Source organism: Chitinophaga varians (assembly GCF_014529945.1).
In the GTDB taxonomy this organism is placed as follows: Bacteria; Bacteroidota; Bacteroidia; order Chitinophagales; family Chitinophagaceae; genus Chitinophaga; species Chitinophaga varians.
On record NZ_JACVFB010000002.1, the window covers coordinates 622,434 to 644,673 of the forward strand.

General features: G+C 47.6%; 17 protein-coding genes. 10 read left to right on the forward strand and 7 right to left on the reverse strand.

All coding sequences use genetic code 11. The features are described 5' to 3' along the window. Positions 1-66: 66 nt before the first annotated feature. A complete protein-coding gene (locus tag ICL55_RS10360; RefSeq protein WP_188096726.1) occupies positions 67-2,229 on the reverse strand; it encodes a S46 family peptidase in 2,163 nt (720 codons plus the stop codon). Positions 2,230-2,512: 283 nt separating this feature from the next. Here ICL55_RS10360 and ICL55_RS10365 point away from each other — a divergent pair, with 283 nt between their 5' ends. The 5 genes from ICL55_RS10365 (at position 2,513) to recA (ending at position 7,514) form a co-directional block, all read left to right on the forward strand. After that, a complete protein-coding gene (locus ICL55_RS10365) occupies positions 2,513-2,956 on the forward strand; it encodes a hypothetical protein (RefSeq protein ID WP_188096728.1) in 444 nt (147 codons plus the stop codon). Positions 2,957-3,031: 75 nt separating this feature from the next. Beyond that, complete coding sequence (locus tag ICL55_RS10370; RefSeq protein WP_188096730.1) at positions 3,032-3,634, forward strand: ribonuclease HII; 603 nt, start codon at positions 3,032-3,034, stop codon at positions 3,632-3,634. A 121-nt stretch (positions 3,635-3,755) separates the two neighbouring features. Further along, the gene (rpoN, locus tag ICL55_RS10375; protein WP_188096732.1) at positions 3,756-5,258 is read left to right on the forward strand and encodes an RNA polymerase factor sigma-54; all 1,503 of its coding nucleotides are present in this window, start codon (positions 3,756-3,758) and stop codon (positions 5,256-5,258) included. A gap of 7 nt (positions 5,259-5,265) precedes the next feature. Then, positions 5,266-5,964, forward strand: a complete 699-nt coding sequence (locus tag ICL55_RS10380) for a hypothetical protein (RefSeq protein ID WP_188096734.1) — start codon at positions 5,266-5,268, stop codon at positions 5,962-5,964. A gap of 539 nt (positions 5,965-6,503) precedes the next feature. Beyond that, positions 6,504-7,514 carry a recombinase RecA gene (recA, locus tag ICL55_RS10385; protein WP_168808292.1) on the forward strand — a complete coding sequence of 337 codons (1,011 nt, stop codon included), beginning with the start codon at positions 6,504-6,506 and terminating at the stop codon, positions 7,512-7,514. Between the two features lie 507 nt (positions 7,515-8,021). Here recA and typA read toward each other — a convergent pair. Beyond that, the gene (typA, locus tag ICL55_RS10390; RefSeq protein ID WP_188096737.1) at positions 8,022-9,830 is read right to left on the reverse strand and encodes a translational GTPase TypA; all 1,809 of its coding nucleotides are present in this window, start codon (positions 9,828-9,830) and stop codon (positions 8,022-8,024) included. A 274-nt stretch (positions 9,831-10,104) separates the two neighbouring features. On the opposite strand from typA, the gene ICL55_RS10395 reads away from it, so the two are divergent. Next, positions 10,105-11,106: an alpha/beta fold hydrolase gene (locus ICL55_RS10395; protein ID WP_188096739.1), complete on the forward strand. Its 1,002-nt coding sequence runs from the start codon at positions 10,105-10,107 to the stop codon at positions 11,104-11,106. 27 nt (positions 11,107-11,133) lie between these two features. Here the strand turns inward: ICL55_RS10395 and ICL55_RS10400 are convergent, their stop codons facing one another. Next, positions 11,134-13,365: a patatin-like phospholipase family protein gene (locus ICL55_RS10400; protein WP_188096741.1), complete on the reverse strand. Its 2,232-nt coding sequence runs from the start codon at positions 13,363-13,365 to the stop codon at positions 11,134-11,136. A 147-nt stretch (positions 13,366-13,512) separates the two neighbouring features. Then, the gene (locus ICL55_RS10405; RefSeq protein WP_188096743.1) at positions 13,513-14,544 is read right to left on the reverse strand and encodes a COX15/CtaA family protein; all 1,032 of its coding nucleotides are present in this window, start codon (positions 14,542-14,544) and stop codon (positions 13,513-13,515) included. A gap of 192 nt (positions 14,545-14,736) precedes the next feature. On the opposite strand from ICL55_RS10405, the gene ICL55_RS10410 reads away from it, so the two are divergent. Next, complete coding sequence (locus ICL55_RS10410) at positions 14,737-15,186, forward strand: hypothetical protein (RefSeq protein ID WP_188096745.1); 450 nt, start codon at positions 14,737-14,739, stop codon at positions 15,184-15,186. 105 nt (positions 15,187-15,291) lie between these two features. On the opposite strand, the gene ICL55_RS10415 is transcribed toward ICL55_RS10410, so the two are convergent. Further along, positions 15,292-18,273, reverse strand: a complete 2,982-nt coding sequence (locus tag ICL55_RS10415) for a serine hydrolase domain-containing protein (protein ID WP_188096747.1) — start codon at positions 18,271-18,273, stop codon at positions 15,292-15,294. 279 nt (positions 18,274-18,552) lie between these two features. Here ICL55_RS10415 and ICL55_RS10420 point away from each other — a divergent pair, with 279 nt between their 5' ends. From ICL55_RS10420 to ICL55_RS10430, 3 genes are all read left to right on the forward strand, one after another. Then, a complete protein-coding gene (locus ICL55_RS10420) occupies positions 18,553-19,140 on the forward strand; it encodes an adenylate kinase (RefSeq protein WP_188096749.1) in 588 nt (195 codons plus the stop codon). A 163-nt stretch (positions 19,141-19,303) separates the two neighbouring features. After that, positions 19,304-20,338: a GTPase ObgE gene (gene obgE / locus ICL55_RS10425; RefSeq protein WP_188096751.1), complete on the forward strand. Its 1,035-nt coding sequence runs from the start codon at positions 19,304-19,306 to the stop codon at positions 20,336-20,338. 58 nt (positions 20,339-20,396) lie between these two features. Then, entirely contained in the window at positions 20,397-21,095 is a 699-nt protein-coding gene (locus ICL55_RS10430) for a hypothetical protein (protein WP_188096753.1), read from the forward strand. Between the two features lie 37 nt (positions 21,096-21,132). On the opposite strand, the gene ICL55_RS10435 is transcribed toward ICL55_RS10430, so the two are convergent. Next, positions 21,133-21,711: an N-acetyltransferase gene (locus ICL55_RS10435; protein WP_188096755.1), complete on the reverse strand. Its 579-nt coding sequence runs from the start codon at positions 21,709-21,711 to the stop codon at positions 21,133-21,135. Further along, entirely contained in the window at positions 21,698-22,063 is a 366-nt protein-coding gene (locus ICL55_RS10440; protein ID WP_188096758.1) for a DUF7674 family protein, read from the reverse strand. Before ICL55_RS10440 ends, ICL55_RS10435 begins: the two co-directional genes overlap by 14 nt. Between the last annotated feature and the right edge of the window lie 177 nt (positions 22,064-22,240).

Genomic DNA, 22,240 nt, shown 5'->3' on the forward strand with positions numbered 1-22,240 from the left:
GGGAGATAAAAAAAATCCCGTTCCGGCAATGCCAGAACGGGACGTATCTGTTGAGCAGGGTAATGTTTATTTTACCAGCTTCAGTTCATTGATGATGTTTTTAGCGCCACCCAGTTTTTCGATGCACCACAGCACATAGCGTACATCTACGCAGATAGTGCGGTTGTAGTCAGCGTCGAACTGAATTTTGTGGCTCAGCGCTTCGTAGTTACCGTCGAACGCGAGGCCGATCAGTTCACCGTTAGCGTTGATCACCGGAGAACCGGAGTTACCGCCGGTGATATCGTTGGTAGTGATAAAACCTACTACGATGTCGTTGCGTTTAGCATCTTTATATTGACCGAAATCTTTTTTGTTGTACAGGTCTACATAGTTGGCCGGCAGGTCAAATTCATAGTCGCCCGGAACATATTTCTCGATCACGCCTTTCATGGTGGTTACGTAATCGTAGTGTACAGCATCGCGCGGAGAGTAAGGTTTCACCTGGCCATAAGAGAGGCGCATCGTGAAATTAGCATCCGGGTATCTGTTGCCGTTAGGCTGCATTTGCATGATGCCTTTCAGGTATTCGCGGCCCAGGTCATTGTTTTTCAACATGAACTGTGTATACAGCGGTTGATATTTACCGCCATAGTTTTTGATGAAGGTGCTGGCGTAGTTAAACACCGGGTCGTTTTGCAGGGTTACTGCATCCGGGTTAGCAATGAAAGCTTTCCATTTGGCGTCATCGAAGATGATGGTGTTGTTCATCAGGGAAGCGGCCCAGAGTTTCCAGGTGTTATCTTCATCGAGGCTGCCGAATTTGCCTTTCACGCTTTCGAAGTAGCCGGTAGGCTGTTGATCTTTCGGCACGTCGTTGTAGAACATACGGGCAGTGGCAGCCAGGATTTTCTGGTCGCTGGGTTTATTTTCGCCTTCCAGGAAGGAGGTGCGGGCTTTATCAGCAGCAGCGGCAGCCTGTTGTACAGCATCTTTCGGTGCGCCTGGTGTCACGAGGGCTTTTTCGAGGGCCATCAGGGAGGCCGCATAAGCAGCTACCGGAGAGCCGAGTACGCCTTCGGTGAGGTATACGCGGTGTTTCGCGTAGGGAGACCATGCTTTGTAAGCTGCTGCGTAATCGTTCATGATACTGGCGAATTCAGGTTTATCCTGTGCCCACTTAACGAAAGCAGCTTCATTTTTTTCTTTCTCTTCCATCACGTGGTGCTGTTTCAGCTGTTTGGTTTCGCCGTCAAAGAATTTCCAGTAGTTGGCAATACCGGCGTAGGAAGAAGCCAGTTGCAGTTTTACTGCCGGGTCTTTCACCATCTGCTCCATCATCGCTTTGAGCCTAACGTCGCGCAGGTTTACGAGAGACGGGTTTTCCACTTCGTTTTTCAGTTTGATACCGTAAGATGTTTCATAACGGTTGGTACCGCCGGGATAACCGAAGATCATGGCGTAATCGTTCTCTTTAACACCTTTGATAGATACCGGCAGGAAGTGTTTAGGCTTCAGGGGCACGTTTTCATTGGAATAAGGTGCTGGTTTACCATCTTTAGAAGCATATACACGGAAAACGGAGAAGTCGCCGGTGTGGCGGGGCCATTCCCAGTTGTCGGTGTCGCCGCCGAATTTACCCACGCTTTCAGGCGGAGTACCTACCAGGCGGACGTCTTTAAAGCGCTCGTATACAAACAGCAGGTATTGGTTGCCTTTGAACATAGGCACTACTTTCGCTTCGTAGCCGTTACCGGTGGTAGCTTTGGTGATGATACCGGCATAAGCGTCCTGTTCTTTTTTAGTTCTGTCGGCACCGCTGAGTCCTTTCAGCTGAGCTTCCACATCTTTGGTAACGTCTTCCACTTTTACGAGAAACTGGACAGACAGCATAGGGGAAGAGATTTCTTCCTGTTTATTTTTTGCGTAGAAACCGTTTTTGAGATAGTTGTGTTCTACGGAGCTGGCAGCAGCGATAGCGCCATAGCCGCAGTGGTGGTTGGTGAAGATCAGGCCTTCATTACTCACGATTTCACCGGTGCAGCCTCCGCCAAAGATCACGATGGCATCTTTCAGGGATGCTTTGTTGATGCTATACAGCTGTTCCTTGGTGAGCTTAAGGCCTTTTTTGACCATGTCATTGTAGGTCTGCTGGCCCAATAAATAAGGAAGCCACATGCCCTCGTCTGCTTTCGCCCATTTAATACTAACGCTAAGCAGCAAGAGCAAAACCAGTAGTTTTTTTCTCATATCAGTTTGGTTTTGTTATAATTGGTTTGTTATAAAAGGACCTCAAACCTAGCTATTTTTTTGTTAACGGACGCATGGATGGGGCATAATGAGTAGGATCTTCCCCGATAGCTGGTCTTTTTAAATTATATTAATAATTTATACGTGTTTTTTCTCTGTAAATAATATCTACCGGAGGGTGAACAAAAAAACTGGAATATGTTTTGATAAAAGGGAGCAGCGCAATAGTGCGTGCCAAAAATTTCAGAGCCTATATTTTCTAAATTGTTTAAATCTCTTGATCATGAAAAAAATAATGTTAATACTGGGGGTAGCAGCATTTTTGGCGTGCAACGAGAATAAAAAGCAGCAGGAGAAACGGGAAGAAGTGCAGGAAGGCGCTGCCAAAGTAAAAGAGGACGTTAAGAATACCGCCAACAGTGCCGGGGATTATCTTAATGAACAGAAAAAGCAGGCGGAAGACGCGATCCGGGAGCGGATCAGGCAAATAGACCAAACCAGCGAGGAATTAAAAAAAGAGGGTACCGACAAGAGTAAAGAGGCGCGGAAGAAGCTGGAGAGCCTGAAGGCGGAAATGAACAGGAAGATGAAAGATATTCAGAGCAGCAGCGCCAATGCGTGGGACAGCACCCGCAAAGCCGCTGATGAGCTGATGAAAAAGTCTGATAAAGAATGGACAGATTTCAAACAGGATTTTAAAGACCTGTTTAAACGCGATTCCGAGTAAGCCGTGTAAAATTCCTTATTCCTTGTTCCTTGAACATTAATCTTGTAATTTTACCCGTCTTAAACAGTACCGGATTTGCTACTATCTCATTATCAGGACGAATTATTGGAGGCTGGCTGCGACGAAGCCGGCAGAGGGTGCCTTGCGGGCCCTGTGTTTGCAGCAGCGGTAATATTACCGCCCAGGTTCCGCCATCCGTTGCTCAATGATTCCAAACAACTGACAGCAGCAGACCGGGACAAGTTGCGTAAAGTCATAGAGAAAAAGGCGTTGTATTATGCTGTTGCCAGTGTAGACAACCTGGAGATAGACAAGATAAACATATTAAAGGCCTCATTCCGGGCGATGCACCTGGCACTGGAGCAGTTGAGCCGGCAACCGGAATTTATCATCATCGATGGTAACCGGTTTTATGCTTACGGCCAGATACCCTTTGCCTGTATCGTACAGGGAGATGGCAAATACGCATCCATTGCTGCGGCCTCTATTCTTGCCAAAACCTACCGTGACGAGTACATGCAACGGTTGCACCAGGAATATCCACATTTTGGCTGGAATGAGAACAAAGGCTATCCGACCAGGCATCATCGCGAAGCGCTGCGGGAACACGGAGAAACACCGTATCACCGCAAATCTTTCCGGTTGCTGCCCGACGAACAGCTGGAACTGGACCTATAGCCCCCGGCACTTAGCTGCCACTGTTAGCCGGTAATTACTGCTAACTGTGTTGACTGCTAAAGGCGGTAAGGCTATCGTTAACCTTATACTTATTAATTTTGCCCTGTAGGGAACGATTATTATGCTAAAGCAGACACAACAGCAGAAGTTATTACAGAAGCTTTCACCACAGCAGATTCAGCTCATGAAGTTGCTGCAGGTACCTACTGTCAACCTGGAAGAGAGAATTAAAGAAGAACTGGAAGAAAACCCTGCCCTCGAATACGGTGAAGACACACATGAAGATGAATTCAAAGAGCAGGAAGATTTTGATGCCAAGACAGACAGTGAAGGCGATGAGGAGGATGATTTTGAACCAGATGGCAGCGAAAGCGAGTATGACAACATTGATATTTCCGAATATGTAAGTGATGGAGATGATGATGTGGCGGATTATAAACTGCGGGACGACAACTATCCCGATCCGGATGAGAGCAACAAAACCATTCCTATCCGGGTGGAAACATCTTTCCATGAACATCTTCTGAGCCAGCTCGGCATGCTGGAACTGGACGATCACCAGAACGCCATTGCCGAACATATCATCGGCAGTATTGACGACGATGGTTATCTGCGCCGCGAAGTGAGCGCCATGGTGGATGATCTCTCTTTCTCCCAGAATATTGATACTACTGAAGAAGAAATCCGGGAGCTGATCAAAAAAATCCAGGAATTCGACCCTGCCGGCGTATGCGCCACAGATCTGAAAGAATGCCTGCTGCTGCAACTGAAGCGGAAACCGCAGGATGACGAAGGTGTACATACCGCCTATCAGATCCTCGAAAATTACTTCGACGAGTTTACCAAGAAACACTACGAAAAGATACAGAAAGCGTTGAGTCTGAGCGACGAGGGCCTGAAAGCCTCCATCAATCAGATTATCAAGCTGAACCCCAAGCCGGGCGGTAATTACGCTACGCTCAACAAAGCGGAGAGTTATGTATTGCCGGACTTTTTCATTATGAACAATGCCGGCAAACTGGAACTGACGCTGAATTCGCGCAACGCGCCTGATCTGCGTATTTCCGGTGGCTATAGAGACATGCTGCGGGAGTATGACCGCGGGGATAAAAAAGACAAGCGCCAGAAAGAGGCGGTGTTGTTTATCAAGCAGAAAATTGATGCCGCCAAATGGTTTATCGATGCCATCAAACAGCGGCAGCACACGCTGTTGTCTACCATGGAGTCTATCATGGACTATCAGCGGGAGTTTTTCCTGACCGGTGATGAAACCACGATGAAGCCAATGATCCTGAAGGATATTGCCGATCGTACCCAGCTGGATATCTCCACAGTGAGCCGTGTGGCCAACAGTAAATATGTACAAACAGAGTTCGGCACCTTCAAGCTGAAATTCTTTTTCTCCGAGTCGCTGTCTACCGACAGTGGCGAGGAAGTGTCCACCCGCGAAGTGAAGAAGATCTTGTCTGACCTGATAGAGGCAGAGAACAAACGGAAGCCGCTGAGTGATGAGAACCTGACCAAGATGCTGCAGGACAAAGGATATAATATTGCCCGCCGTACGGTGGCCAAATACAGGGAGCAGCTGAATATACCCGTTGCCCGTTTACGTAAAGAATTATAAGAACAAAATGATGCACGAACAAGCGTTACCGGAAAGTAACATGCGTACCGGGGAAGGTCCGGTATTTCCTCCCGCGGCCAGATCACTGGCGCAGGTTATCTCCTATATCACCCATCCGCTGTTTCTCCCCACCCTGGTAACCTTTTTAATACTGCAGTCCATTCCGGAATACATGGTGGCCTTTAAGCCGCTGAGCAAAAAGTTTGCTTTTGACGTATTGTATTTCCGGGTAGTGGCGATCACCATATTTTTTCCGTTGCTGACAGTGCTGCTGGCCAGACAGCTGGGGTTTGTGTCGTCTATTTATATGAAGACGCAGCGGGAGCGGATCATTCCTTACGTGGCCATTATTATTTATTATTTCTGGGCTTTTTACACCTTTTTACAGGAGGGTGCCGCACCGCGGTTTTACACCGCTTTTTTCCTGGGGTCCTTCCTGGCGGTGTCTATTTCCTTCATTACCAATAGTTTTATGAAGACCAGCCTGCATGGTATAGGCTGGGGCGGCGTAATCGGTTTTCTGCTGGCGCTGATGTGGGGCATGCATATGAATGTGTCGTTACCGTTGGTGATCACCTTTTTTGTAACTGGCATTGTAGCCACGGCGAGGATGGTGCTGAACGCCCATAATCCTGTAGAGATTTATACCGGTTTATTTATTGGGATTATTACACAACTGGCCGCCTGCTGGTTTCTGGTGATCTGATTTTTCCCGCGGTAGCATACTCCCTGCTGGTTTTCTCTTTTCAGGAGAAAACCCAACAAGGAATATGCTATGTTTTGGATGGGGAAAAAACTTTTTGGGGTTTACCTTAACAGCCGGACTGCTTTATTCCGGTAACATGGATGCAAGGCCGCAAGGCAGGTTAACAAACAATCTAACAAACATCTGGGGTTACAATCATCAACAACTAAACTTGACAATGCAAAAGTCCGATATTCTGCATTTAACCTCAAGCGTATAACTACGCTTTTTAAAAATGCAGTATTTCCCCCGGACCTTCCCCATAAATATTTTTTTCCCGAAAGATGATTACGCACATTCAATGCGTAATGGCTTCGGATCTTTGTTATGTCGTTAGGGGCGAAGCAAAAAAGTGAGACCGAATACGATATGAATACTACTTTTTTTAGCATTAAAAATAAAATGCTAAAAAATTTAGGAAAATCAAAAATTAGGTTATAATTTAGCATTCCAGTTGGAGATATGCTTTTCGATTAAATTTGTAAAAAACAACTACAGATATGTCTACAGCCAATACAGAAAAACTGAAGGCGTTACGCCTTACAATGGATAAGATTGAGAAAGATTTCGGTAAGGGATCTGTGATGATGATGGGCGAAAAAGCAGAAGCTCCAATGGAAGTAATTTCTTCCGGTTCACTGGGGCTTGATATCGCACTGGGCATTGGCGGTTTTCCGAAAGGAAGGATCATTGAGATCTATGGTCCTGAATCTTCCGGTAAAACTACCGTAGCGATCCACACGATTGCTGAAGCACAGAAAAAAGGTGGTATTTGCGCCATTGTGGATGCGGAGCACGCTTTCGACAGCAGCTATGCCCGCAGACTGGGTGTGGATGTGGATTCTCTCCTGATTTCACAGCCAGACCATGGTGAGCAGGCGCTGGAAATCGCGGACCGTCTGATTTTATCCGGAGCGGTAGACGTAGTAGTAGTGGACTCTGTAGCCGCACTGGTACCGAAAAGCGAGCTGGAAGGTGAAATGGGTGACAGCAAAATGGGTCTGCAGGCACGTTTGATGTCCCAGGCACTGCGTAAACTGACCGCCACTATCGCCAAAACAAACTGCTGCTGCATATTCATTAACCAGCTGCGTGAAAAAATCGGTGTTATGTTTGGTAACCCGGAAACCACTACCGGTGGTAACGCGCTGAAGTTCTATGCTTCTGTAAGGCTGGATATCCGCCGTATGAGCCAGATTAAAGATGGTGACGAAGCGGTAGGTAACCGTGTGAAAGTGAAAGTGGTGAAAAACAAAGTAGCACCTCCTTTCCGTCAGGCCGAATTTGATATCATCTATGGTCTGGGTATCTCCAAAATGGGTGAGATCATCGACATGGGCGTAGAATACGGTATCATTCAGAAAAGCGGTAGCTGGTTCAGCTATGACTCCAATAAACTGGGTCAGGGCCGTGATGCGGTGAAACAATTACTGGGCGACAATCCGGAACTGTCCGCAGAAATCGAAGCAAAGATCAAACAGAAAATTGCGGAGAAACAAGAAGAAGCTTAATGATATAAGCTGCCAAAAATTGAATTTACTCTTTACTATACATACATAGAAGTTAGTTTTAGTTTTAGTAAGCATTGGGTTAGTATGCACTCCCCGCCTTATCCTGGGCGGGGATTTTTTTGTCCCAGGGCTAAAGCCCTGGGCGATGATGTTATTCAATTTCTAACCTGGAGCGATGAGCTATTTATACTGTGAGCGATGGTTTGCTGAACGATGAGTAATGAACGCTAAGTGATGAATGACAGGCGTGAGGCAATAGATGATGAGACATAAGACTTGAGAATGGGGATTGAAGATTGAAGACTTGAGACTGAGACTGAGGCTGAGACTTGAGATTGAGGCTGAGACTTGAGATTGAGACTTAAGACTTAAGACTTAAGACTTAAGACTTGACGTTTCGAAAAACAAAAGAGGCCGACCAATCGGTCAGCCTCCTTATCTCAAACATTTTTCAAACTTAGTGCTATCATTATATGAACCAGCTTTATCAGCGGGCCTTCTAATCGACTAGGCTTCAGCTTTCATGCTTTTTGCACTTCTCTTACGCTCTTCTTCGTCCAGGATGGTTTTACGCATACGGATGAAGTTAGGGGTAACTTCGATGCACTCATCATGCTGGATGTATTCCATGCATTCTTCCAGTGTCATCAGAATTTTAGGTGCGATATTAGCAGCGCCATCGCTACCGCTGGCGCGCATGTTGGTCAGTTTCTTACCTTCGTTCGGGTTTACCACCAGATCACCAGGTTTGTTATTTTCACCGATGATCATGCCTTTGTACACTTCTTCTCCCGGGTCCACGAAGAATGAACCTCTGTCCTGTAATTTATCGAGGGAGTAAGCGGTAGTGGAACCAGCTTCTTTAGCGATCAACACACCGTTGTTACGGCCGGGGATGGCGCCTTTCCAGGCTTTATAATCGTTGAAGCGGTGAGCCATTACAGCTTCGCCGGCAGTGGCAGTCAGCATTTGTGTACGCAGACCGATCAGACCACGGGAAGGAATCTCAAATTCCAGGTGTTGCATTTCACCTTTTGTTTCCATGATCAGCATTTCACCTTTACGACGGGTTACCAGGTCAATTACCTTGCTGGCGAATTCCTGCGGAACGTCTACCACCAGGGTTTCATATGGTTCACATTTTTTACCGTCGATGTTTTTCACGATAACCTGTGGTTGACCTACAGTCAGCTCATAACCTTCACGACGCATGGTTTCGATCAGTACGCCCAGGTGAAGGATACCACGACCATACACCAGGAAGCTATCCGCACTGTCTGTATCTACTACACGCAGTGCCAGGTTCTTTTCGGTTTCTTTCACCAGACGGTCACGCAGGTGACGGGAAGTAACGAACTTACCATCTTTACCAAAGAAAGGTGAGTTGTTGATACCGAACAGCATGTTCATGGTTGGTTCGTCCACGCTGATTACTGCCAGTGCTTCCGGAGCTTCACCATCAGCGATGGTGTCACCGATATTAAAATCTTCGATACCTACAACAGCGCAAATGTCGCCGGCCAGTACCTTATTTACTTTTCTTTTACCTAAAGCTTCAAAGATGTACAGCTCACGTACCTTCTGTCTTTTAGCGGTACCGTCTGCCTGCATCAGCGTAATCCACTGACCTTCTTCGATAGAACCACGGGTTACTTTACCTACTGCGATACGACCGAGGAAGGAAGAGTAATCCAGGGAAGTGATCTGCAGCTGCAGGTTACCTTCAGGGATTTTAGGAGCAGGAACATGTTCGATGATACCATCCATCAGCGGAGTGATATCAGCGCATTGCTCGAGGGAAGAGTTGAACCAGCCATTTTTACCGGAGCCGTAGAAGGTCGGGAAGTTCAGCTGCTCTTCTGTTGCATCCAGGTTGAAGAACAATTCAAATACAGCATCGTGTACTTCATCAGGACGGCAGTTAGCCTTGTCCACTTTGTTGATCACGACGATAGGTTTCAGGTTCAGCTGTAAAGCTTTCTGCAACACAAAGCGAGTCTGTGGCATCGGGCCTTCAAAAGCGTCAACCAGCAGGATTACACCATCTGCCATTTTCAATACGCGCTCTACCTCACCTCCAAAGTCGGCGTGGCCCGGGGTATCGATCACATTAATTTTGGTGCCTTTGTATTCAACAGAAGCATTTTTACTGAAAATGGTAATACCACGCTCTCTCTCAAGATCGTTGCTGTCCATGATCAGTTCACCGGATTCCTGATTAGCCCGGAAAACGTTCGTCTGATGAAGAATTTTGTCAACCAGGGTAGTTTTACCATGGTCTACGTGTGCGATAATTGCAATATTACGAATGTTCATATACTTAATTCTTTAGCTATAAGCAGCTTGTAAGATTATAGCTCATAGCTGCAAAAATGAGGCGCAAAGGTACGAAAACCTGACGAGAATGAAGGATTCGTGCTTTAAATAAATGTAACCATTTAGTCACTTGTACAAATACCCTCACAACTAACTCAATATCAACATATTACAACCGGTCATATTTTATCATGACGGAAACAATCCCTGGCAGGCACATCCCGCCATCTTTATGGCGGGAGATTTGATTTCCCTCCTGATAAAACATACCCGCATGAAACGTACCCTTTTCATTTTATTACTGTCCTGTTACTGCCTTCTCCCCTCCCTACTGCATGCACAAACCATTCCTACACAAGACATTATGTTGTCTTCCTACCAATATCCCTACCCTGTTCATTATTTTAAATTCCAGGCGCAGGGCCAACCACTCACCATGGCTTACATGGACATACAGCCTTCCCGGCCCAATGGCCAGACCGTAGTGCTCCTCCATGGTAAAAACTTCTGCGGCGCCTACTGGGACAGCACCGCCGCCAGCCTCACCAACAACGGTTTTCGGGTCATCATCCCCGACCAGATAGGCTTTGGCAAGTCCGCTAAACCAGCACACGTGCAATACAGCTTTCAGTTCTTAGCCCAAAACACCAAAGCCCTGCTGGACACCCTCGATATCCACAAGGCCGCCATCCTTGGGCATTCCATGGGCGGAATGCTCGCTGCCCGCTTCGCCCTCATGTACCCCGACGTTACTACCAAACTTATTCTGGAAAACCCCATCGGACTGGAAGACTGGAAAGTGGTCGTTCCGTACCAATCTGTGGATAAATGGTACCACTCTGAGCTGAAACAGACCTACGATAAAATCAAACAATATCAGCTGGATAACTATTACGCGGGACAATGGAAACCGGACTATGATAAATGGGCCCGCCTGCAAGCCAGTTGGATTCAAAATCCGGACTATGCACAGGTGGCCTGGAACGCCGCCCTCACCTACGACATGATTTTCACACAACCGGTATATTATGAGTTCCCCAATATTCAGGCACCCACCCTGCTGATCATCGGTCAGCGTGACCGCACGGCACTGGGAAAAGCCAATGTACCGCCAGACATCCGTAAAACACTGGGTAATTACCCCGAGCTGGGAAAAGATGCGGCCAAACGTATCCCCCATGCCACACTGGTGCCAATTGAAGGCGTTGGCCATCTACCTCACATAGAAGCCTATACGAAATTCATTACGCCGTTGCTGGAATTTCTATTGCATTAAAAAGGGAATGAGGAAAAGGTAAACAATTTATTCTTCCATCAGTTTAACGACAAAATCCAACGCACTTTGATTCGCCGGATTATCAAGTGCGTGCGCTATGTCCAGCTTCTCACGGGACGTGAGGTGCCAGGATAGTGCAGCTCCTTTGTCCTGTTTCTGTGGCACATACTGGAAGATGATACGATGAAATTTATCCGGGAAATACCCCTCCATGAAATTAACCAGATCATCCTGATCAAAATCCTGCATGGCACTCCAATGCTGTTGCATGGTAAACAATGGTTCAAACAGCAGATCACTAAGATCTTTGGTTTTCTTGATCGGAGTAATATCATTCTTGCGGGTATCCCTGATCTGGATATACACCACCCCGCTGGTGTTTTCATTGATCCATTTACTGAAAGTATAGAGATAACGCAATGTGGTCTGTTGGCCGAAATTATCCCGGATACCGGCATCCATCACATCTACAATGGGGTTGCTGGGTAAAAAAGTATTGGGTAATACATAAGGAAAAGTAGCACACATCCGGATGGCACTGGTAACCCGCAGCTCCATGGCATGCTGGTTAGCGTAGTATTGTGCAAAGTCCACCCCGTCGATATCCCGTACCTGCCTCGTAGGATACAGATACTGCGGGCTACACAGGTAACTGACCGGCTGCGGCGAAATCATCAGCCGGCGCCCATCTGCATTGATGGTGGCATTCCAGATCAGCATCGGAATTTCTGCGTTCTGCTCTGGCGCTTTGTAATCTCTCAGTATCTTATTCAGGGCATTATCAGTGTTCTGGTTCAGCTGCATCTCGAAGGCATACCCGCGGTCTTTTGCATACCGTTTATTATCCATCGTAAAAGTGCGCCAGGGGGTAATAAAGTCATTCACGGCCATAGCGCTGAACACGGAATTCAGCAGATCTCTGGAAACGCGCTCGGTGTAGATGCTGTCTGTCAGCCGGATGGGCTTCCCCATCAGTTGCTGATAATACAGTTCCCGGAAATAGCTGGCGCCCAACATACCGCCGGACGCACCCGTCATCAGTACCGTGTGTTTCATCAGCTGCCCCTGTAAGAGACTGTCCAGCCGCTGCAGCACATGCAGCGACCAGGTGGCGGAACGGCTGCCACCACCACTGAAATTCAGGACGATCAGCTGCGGCTTTTTATTTGCCGGAAACTTGCTACGCCACTTCTTTAAAATTTCGAGGGACTGCCTTCTGTCAGCTTCATACCGCTCACGGGTAAAGAAACGCTGTAAGGCTTCTACACTGTATTCCGGCCGGGCCTTTTTCTGTTGGTAATCAAGTCCGTACGCTTTGTTACGGTTGTCAACCCAGTTATGTTCCACCATCCAGTTGAGCCCAAACAATAACACCAGCACTACCGGAATGGACCATGTTTGCAGTAGATAAGAATAGGCGCCGGCCACGCCAATCAGGAAGGCAAAGAAGATCAGTACACTGGCGCCGGCAGGAATCCTGAACACTTCATAATCCATCATATAAGCCAGTATCATCAGAAAAATAAGCGCGCACCCCACCGTGATCATCGCTGCAAAGTGATGTTGTTTGAGGATACTGTCGAGGTAGTGTTTATTGTAGTGGTCTACATTCCGGGCGCGGCGGATTTTCCAGGGCGTAGAGAAATAGTTGTGCACCGGCAGCGCATTCTCATCGGGCTCCTGTGTTGGCTTGAGGATCACCCGCAGAAAATTACGCGGGTTGCCAAAACGTTTCTCCAGCCTCCGCCCGATGTTTTTATCGGCATTAAAAAAATAAAAGAACCCGAAAAACACGATAAACAGGGCTCCACAGACAAACCCTTCTCCCAACAGGAGGATGTCAGGAATAGAGCTCAGTTGCTCATACCGCTGGTATTGCCAGCCACGATAAATCAGGCAGATAAAAAATGCCAGAGGAATGAGCGAATTATTGAGGCAATAACGAAAAAAAGGCTGGGAGGTGGTGGCCAGGAATTTAAACCGGCCGGTATGCAGGATGAAGGTAGTGATCTGCCAGCTCATGATAAACATGCCTGTGGCCAGTCCAAGAATCGCTGTACTGTAAAAATTCACTTTCCCCAGATATTCCGGCGCCAAAAAGAGGGCATCGCCGCCAAATACCTTGGCAAATCCGCCATTGATCGTGCTAAAGAGAATTACCCAGAAGATGAGCAACACCTGATATTTCCTGAAATGCAGCAGGAGCAATTGAACAGGGAATGAATAGTACGTTTTTATTAGGAATAGCTTCACCTTCATCAGACCGATAATTACTAATAAACCTACGTAAAAAATTACGAATTACGGATTACGAATTACGAATTAGGGGCCTGATACGCAGCAATAGTTTCTAACTAAGCCTTGTATTAAACCCCTAATTCGTAATTCGTAATCCGTAAATCGTAATTAATCTTGTGGTGCGCTGCTCAGGTATAGCGTCCATACCAGCGAAAGCAACAGCAGCATGCCTACGCATTGGTGCAGAATCCCGTAGGTGATCGGTATTTTCACCTGACTGTTGAGCAGCGTGAGTACACCCAGCAGCACCTGCAGCAATACCAACAACAGCGGCAGGTAACGAATAGCGTGTAACAGGCTGTTGGTAGGCGTTTGTGCTGATTTCCACCACCATACGGCAATCAGGATAGTGATGAGATAGGCCAGTCCACGATGTATAAACTGAATGGTGATAGTGTTATGGACAATATCCGTCAGGAAGCCGCCCTGGGAAAACATGCCGGCAGGTATCCAGGCGCCGTTGATGTCCGGCCAGGTATTGGCTACCAGGGCAGCATGCAGACCAGCCATAAAAGCACCGTATATCAGTTGCACGGTCACGAGTACCAGTAACCAGAAATTTAACCGCTTCAGGGAAGGGACTTTGAGGATTTCTTTCCCGGGAACACTGATTTTCAGGGCAAACCAGAACAGATAACACAGCAGCACCAGCGCCGATATAAAGTGTACGGCCAGCCGGATATGGCTTACATAAAGGTTTTCATCGTTCAGGCCGCTCGACACCATGATCCAGCCGATAAGTCCCTGCAGGCCACCGAGCACAAACAGCACAATCATCGGGTTGATCATCTCTTTCCTGATCTTGTTCTTCGCAATGAAATAAATGAACGGTATAATAAATACAACGCCGATCAAACGCGCCCAGTCGCGGTGCAGCCATTCCCAGAAATAGATGAATTTAAAATCTGATAAGGTGAAATGGTTGTTGACATATTTATACTGCGCAATCTGCTTATATCCATCGAAGGCTTTTTGCCAGGCTGCTTCATTCATGGGCGGAAAAGCGCCCAACAACGGCTGCCACTCTGTAATCGACAGGCCGGAACCGGTTAAGCGGGTCAGCCCTCCCAATAGTACCTGGATCACCAGCATGCCCACTCCTATATATAGCCAGATGGCCACCGGGCGGTTATTCTTCATATCAACTGTTTCCATAAACGCTGCAAAAATAGTGAATTACGGCTCCCGAAATACTCACATTCTTTTAACAATCGCGTAATGTTCTGTTAACGCTGGGGTCGGAGCTTTGCATTGAAAATTAAACGGCATTAATTGTATTAGCTAATACTGCCCAAACAAGTAAAAAAGACAACACATTAAAAAAATAATGTCATGAAACAGTTTTGTTTTGTTTTAGTACCCAAAGTAACAATGATCGTATTAGCCACTATCCTCATTCCCTTTGTAACCATGCATGCACAGGAAAGATCCTTTGCTTACAACAACAACCGGTTCGTTGCTGAGCAGCCTTCATCAGGCATCAAAAAGGATTTGGAAGTGGAAATCAGCCAGCCAGAAAAAGAGACGTTGAACTTCACACTGGCAGTGATCAATCCGGAAAACGAAAAGTTGACACTTTACATCAAAGATAGCAACAACAACACCCTTCACCGGGAAGTATTACCTGCAACTGTTAAATTTGAAGCCCGCTACAATCTGCAATCCCTCGAAGATGGCCAGTACATCTTCGAAATCAGAAGCGGCAAAAACAAAGTAGCAGAAAAATCCATTGGCATCAAAACACAGACCATGGTTAGCAGGCTCGTTTCCGTAGAAAAATAATACTGCATACTACTTCTGATTTGGTTAATTGGTTATTTAAAATGCGAAGGAGATTATCGTCTGATAATCTCCTTCGCATTTTAAATATATCAAAACCGGGAATGGTTATGGTTTCATGGCTTCATATACTACGTCCATCATCTTGCCTCTTGTATTGAGGGTAGACAGTTTGCTGTTAGAACCGCCATTGGGATATACCCTGTTACTCAGGAAGATGAACACCATTTTGCTGCCGGGATCTGCCCAGATACAGGTACCGGTGAAGCCGGTATGGCCAAAGGTGGCGCCGGAAGTGAGTTTGGACGGATAACTTTCCCTACGGGTGTTATTGTCTTTTTCCGGTTTGTCGAAGCCCAGGCCGCGGCGGCTGATGCTGCTATTGTAAGCGGTAAACAGCCTTACGGTTTCCGGCTTGATATATTGCACTCCTCCAAATGAACCATTGTTAAGCAGCATCTGCATAATCACGCCCAGATCATGCGCATTGGAATACAGCCCTGCATGGCCGGCAACGCCACCCAGCATGGCTGCTCCGGGATCGTGCACAAAACCACGCAGTAACTGCATCCGGAAGAAGTTCTCCCGCTCCGTGGGCACCAGCAAAGACAGCGGGAACCGCTCTCTGGGCAGAAAGCCGGTTGTGGCCAGCCCCAACGGTTTATAAAAAGTTTCCCGTACGTATTGGTCCAACCTTTTGCCTGTCACAGCTTCCACCACTTTGCCGAGGAATAAAAAATCCAGGTCGCTGTAAACATAGCCCTGATGAGGGGTCACTTTGCTGTCGAGGATTTTTTTCCAGATAGAATCTACATAGCGATGGTCCATGAACATATTGTCGGCCACCTGTACGGAATATAATTCATCTGCGGTGCTGTGATACAGGATAGTATCAGGGCGACCGTCGGGGTATAAAGTTTCCTTGTAGAACGGAATGAAAGCAACGAGCCCTGCCTGATGCAGCAGTACGTCCCGTATCTTCAGTCCTGCCTTGTCAGTGCCCTTTACAAGGGGCAGATACTCCCCCAGCGTACCATCGAGGCTCACTTTTCCTTCATCATACAACCGCATGATGGAGATAGTGGTAGCGCACACTTTGGTGACAGAGGCCAGATCATAAATAGAACCAGGGGAAACCGGCTCCTGGCTATTGTATTCATAGTGGCCGAAAGTGCGGTTATACACGATCTTTCCATCTTTCAGGGCCAGCACTTCGCAGCCGGGAGCTGCGCCGCGGGAGATCATGTCGTTGGCAAGCGCATCGATGCCTGCCAGGCGGGTTTCATTCATGCCAACTTCGGCCGGTGCGGCAGTGGGCAGGTCTGTAAACAGATTAACATCATAAGAGATGCCGGTCCCTTCCGGCAGACCGGGACATACTGTCACCGGCAGTTTGCCTTTGGGCCCCAGCTTGCCGAACAGCAAGTCGGCCGCTACCTTCTGGGTGATACTGTCATCTTCGTAGGCAGCCACAATAGTGGGGGCATCACACCAGTGTTGAATGGCGTAAGGGTTGCCAAATACCACGGTGGCCGCAGGCATTTCAGACTGCAGTTGTTTTACGATCAGGCGTTGCGCCAGTGACAGGCCGAAATTATTAGCCGGACGGCGGCTGAAATTATGTACGCTGATGATCACTGCTTTATAATCACGCTGAATGCGGGAAATGATCGGAGCGATCTGTTGCACCGTCTGACGGGAGGTGAAGATAAAGGCATCTGTGCCTGGTTTGTATGCTCTGACGGCATCCAGGAAGGCGTTGTTTCCGTCGGCGCCGACGGCGATCACCGCCAGTTTCTGCTGCGTCATAGCCGGAGAGAAAGGAATCAGTTTCTGATCGTTTCTCACGAGCGTGATCGCTTTTTCTGCAATGCGGCGGGTCAGCGTGTCCGTCATCGAATTGAGATCGGTGGTCAAATTATTTGTCTCAATGCGTTGTGGTTTCCAGAGACCTAAGTCATATTTGGCATGCAGCACTTTTTTAACGCGGGCGTCTACTTCCTGTTGGCTGATCTGTCCTTTTTTGATGGCCTTCATGATAGCGGATACGCTACCAGCGGCGGTAGAAGGCAGGATCATGAGGTCGTTGCCTGCCAGCAGGGACTGTAAGGATTCCTGTCCCTTGGAGTAGAACTTGGCGATGCCTTTCATTTCGAGTGCATCGGTAACGATGAGGCCTTTATAGCCCAGTTCATTCTTCAGCAGTTTGGTAACGGCTTTATAGGAAATGGAAGTGGGCGTATTGGGTTTGTTATCGATGGCGGGAATAAAGAGGTGTCCTACCATGACGGAGCCTACACCTGCCGCGATGGCTTCCCGGAAGGGATACAGTTCGAGGGAGTCCAGCGCCTGCCGGCTTTTATTGATAGAAGGCAGGTCGAAGTGGGAGTCCACATTGGTATCGCCGTGGCCGGGGAAGTGCTTGGCACAGGCCATTACCCCGGTGGACTGCATACCTCTGATAGCGGCCACACCCAGACGGGCCACCTGGTATTTATTTTCGCCGAAGGAGCGGTCATTAATAACCGGGTTGTTCGGGTTATTATTGATGTCCATATCGGGGGCGAAGTCGAGATGGATGCCAATGCGTTTACATTGTTCACCCATGACGCGACCGGCTTCAAACGCCAGGGCGGTGTCGCGGGTGGCGCCGAGCATCATGTTGCGGGGCAGAGAGGTAACACTGTCCAGCCGCATGCCCAGTCCCCATTCGCCATCTACCGATATCAGCAGGGGCACTTTGGAGATCGACTGGTAATAATTAGTCAGGTTAGCTTCCCGTAGCGGGCCCCCCTGAAAGAAGATCAGGCCGCCGACTTTATTGTCGCGGATATCCTGCACTACGGCATTGATATGATCTTGTCCCAGATTGGAATGCGCTCTGATGACGATGAGTTGCGCAATGCGTTCTTCTGGTGTAAGTGATTGAAATACGCTGTCTACCCACTGAGAAGCCTTATCTTGTGGCTGTTGGGAGGTGGTGTTGATCTTCCTGTTCTTCTTTTTGTTCATAACGCCGGGGGGCATAGGGATAGCGCTCCCAGTCATCAGCAAGCCCGTAAGTCCTGCAACCAGTAATTGTTTCCTCATGTCATAAACTTACAAATAATCGGGCAAGATTTCATTACCAGTGCCTGACTATCAAATAATTATTAAAAATCGGTATATGTTTTTGTCAAATCGCCAGATATTCGTTAAATTAGAATATTCTATTGAAGATATTTTACAGTTCCGCTATAAATATTAAAATATCTTTACTATTTTGTCCAAATCTTTTACATTTTTTAACCAATCGCAATTTTAATTACCAATACATTCAATTGTTTGTTATATTTGCATCCTTGCGAGTAAAGTAGATTTTAATAAAACATGGTCAATCTCATTTTATTTGGCCCTCCCGGTAGTGGTAAGGGTACACAAAGTGCTAAGATAATAGATAAGTACGGGCTTATACATCTGTCCACCGGCGATTTGCTGCGTTCAGAGATAGCCAGTAAAACTCCTTTGGGTATGGAAGCCACCAAGTTTATGGACCAGGGTTTACTGGTACCGGACGAAGTGGTGATCGGTATGATCAGCTCTAAGCTGGATTCCAATCCGGATGCCCGTGGTTTCATTTTTGACGGTTTCCCGCGTACTACTGCCCAGGCGGAAGCACTGGACAAATTACTGGCGCTGAAGAAAACGGCCATCTCTGTGGTATTATCCCTCGAAGTACCTGAAGATGAATTGATTAAACGACTGCTGAACCGTGGCAAGACCTCCGGCCGCAGTGATGACTCTTCCGAAGACGTGGTGAAAGCCCGTATTGTGGAATATCATAACAAAACCGCGCCTGTAGCTGACCACTACGCTAAATTCGGTAAGTTTAAGAAAGTGAAGGGAGATGGCTCTGAAGCAGAAGTATTTGACCTGCTCTGCAAAGAACTGAATGAACTGGTAGCAGAAAAAGTATAATGGGCTTATCCCGCCATTAGAAAGACACACATACCTGATTATAGACGCAAAGATTGTAAGTTAGGAGCTTATGGTACCAAAAGTGTATCAAATTCGCTCAAACTTAACGATCTTTGCGTTTTATTTTCTGGCAGTAGCCATATTTGGTTTAAAATATCGATCAGTGGAAAAAGCGAACTTCGTAGATTATATCCGTGTATTTTGTAAGTCTGGTAAAGGCGGCGCAGGCAGTATGCATTTCATGCGTACTAAATTTAATGCCCAGGCCGGTCCGGATGGTGGCGATGGTGGCAGAGGCGGACACGTGATCCTGAGGGGGAACGCTCAGTTATGGACCCTGCTGCACCTGCGCTGGCACAAAAACCTGCTGGCGGAAGATGGTGAAAACGGCAGCGGCGACAACTGCACAGGTCGCTTTGGAAAGGATATTATCATTGAAGTACCGCTGGGCACTACTGCCAAAGATGAAGAAACAGGCCGCGTGGAAGCAGAAATTCTCCACGACGGTCAGGAAGTGATCTGGATCCCCGGTGGCCAGGGCGGCCGCGGTAACGCCTACTTTAAATCGGCGACCAACCAGACGCCGGAATATGCCCAACCCGGTATGCCAGGACAGGAAGGCTGGAAAGTGGTGGAACTGAAAGTACTCGCCGATGTAGGACTTGTAGGTTTCCCCAATGCCGGTAAATCCACTCTCCTTTCTGCTATTACAGCTGCCAAACCCAAAGTGGCGGACTATGCTTTTACCACCCTGACCCCTCAACTGGGGATGGTAGCTTACCGTGACAACAAGTCCTTCTGCATGGCAGACCTTCCCGGTATCATTGAAGGTGCCCATGAAGGTAAAGGACTGGGACACAGATTTTTACGACACATTGAAAGAAACGCCGTATTATTATTCCTGATTCCAGCCGACAGCGCCGATCATCGTAAAGAATTTGAAGTGCTCGTCAATGAACTGGAACAGTATAATCCCGAGCTCCTGGATAAACAGTTTTTGCTGGCCATCAGTAAAAGCGATATGCTGGATGACGAACTGAAAGCCGCCATCGCAGCAGAATTGCCGGAAGATGTGCCGCATGTATTTATCTCCTCTGTCACCCAACAGGGAATCTCTGAGCTGAAAGATGTGTTGTGGCAGGCCCTGACAGACAAAGACAATCAGATAAGTACAGCCGATACCGTTAGTGTCGAATAACTGACAGGGCCAGGGACATGTAATAAACGTCAATGTTCGTTACACGATCCCACATACTATGAAAACATTGTTAAAGCTTGTTCTGCCGGCATCCCTGCTGATGACGGCCTGCCAACAATCAAAAACACCTGTTAAGGAAAGACCTGTCCAAATTGATACCATGCAGCTGATAGCCCTCCCGGCACCATCAGCGGAGAAAGTTGCGTCCAATGAAGTTTCTGTGGTGGCACGCGACAGTACTACGTATGTGCGTTTCGGTGACAGCTATTTTTCTCTCGACTGGATTTCGGCAGACCAGCAGCGTAACGACTTTGAAAAACATCCTGACACCCTCTATTTCTTACTCGCCCCCAAACGTACCATCGAAGGTCAGATGCTGGCCATCACTACCGGTGAAGCGGAAAAAATAAAAGTATGGCAACGTTTTGAAACCAGTGCCCGCGTGGGCCGGCAGCTGCTCCGCCAATGGAAACATCACCGGAGCGATTGGCAACAGCTGCATCCGGAAGCCAATAACTTTTTCATCTGCCGGAAGTATACCTCCGCGCAAACGAATCAGCTTCCAGACGACGCCACCCTCCAGGGCCTGCAGCAGCACGTCAGGAAATACTGCGGCCAGGCACTTTTTAACCAGGTAGCCCATCTGGAAAAACTACCCGAAGCGGTCATCAGCACTTATTACCTGAAATTTAACGGCACCCTGCGCAATTCCCCCACGAAAATCAATAAACTATTGGTTATTCAGGTAACGCCATAAAAAAGAACCGGCAATGCAGACGCATCACCGGTTCATATCAATCGGCTGTACTTAACAGAACAGGGTTTTTCAGTTCCGGCGGGTAAAATAACATAGCGGTGCACAGGCAATTCGCGAATTGATGACCCACCAGCACAGGATAGTTAATGCAGCTCTTACACCCTTCCCAGAAATGGGTGTCAGTAGTAATTTCGGAATAGGTAACCGGCTTGAATCCCAGCCGGCTGTTTAATTTCATCACCGGTAAACCGGTAGTGATACTGAAAATTTTTGCGGATGGATATAAAAAACGACTTAACTCGAATATCTTCTTTTTGATGGCCGCCGCCACTTTCAGTCCCCTGAACTCGGGCGCCACAATCAGCCCACTGTTAGATACAAAGCCATCATGCTGCCAGGCTTGTATGTAAGAGAATCCCGCCCAGAAACCACTTTTCGTAAATGCAATGACTGCATTGCCCTGCAGGATCTTCTTCTTGATATCCATTGGGTCCCGTTTGGCAATACCGGTACCCCTGGCCTTGGCGGAGGATTCCATTTCGGCCACAATGGGCAGCGCAAAGTCCACGTCTTCCGGGGTCGCTACCCTGACAATTATCTCCTCATCTGTTTCCATTGTGAATGAGTTGTTGCTGTATGTAAAGACCATAAATCGCATCCGGTATCAGGCCATAAATCCTGATCCGGTTGACGGCATCGCCCAGTGGCACTTTACTGAGTGCCGGCACAAATACCCGGGTGATAGCCCCTTTTACCACTTCGTTACCGCGTTCATATAGTTTTCCGGCCAGCTGCAGGCATTTACCGGCGATCGGGAAATTCTGCTCCCGAAGCTGTCTGTCGGTGTATTCACTGAAACACCCCACGGTGTCGTATATGTGAAATATCGCCGGAAACTGATGAAGGGCTTTTTTAAGTGCCGGTATATGATCTTCTATATAAGCCGGCACTTCATATTGGTTTATCATGGCTGATCGTTGTTACTATATAGGGTATGCCAAACGGTGTTCCACAAACAGCATTAAAACGTTAAAATGCAGCGGGGCAAGGGGTTTTAACAATTATGATGATGATGCCAAAGCAAAAAAGCCTTCCGTTTCTGCATGGTGTTTTCCAAAAATGCAAAGCCGGCAACAGCCATAAAC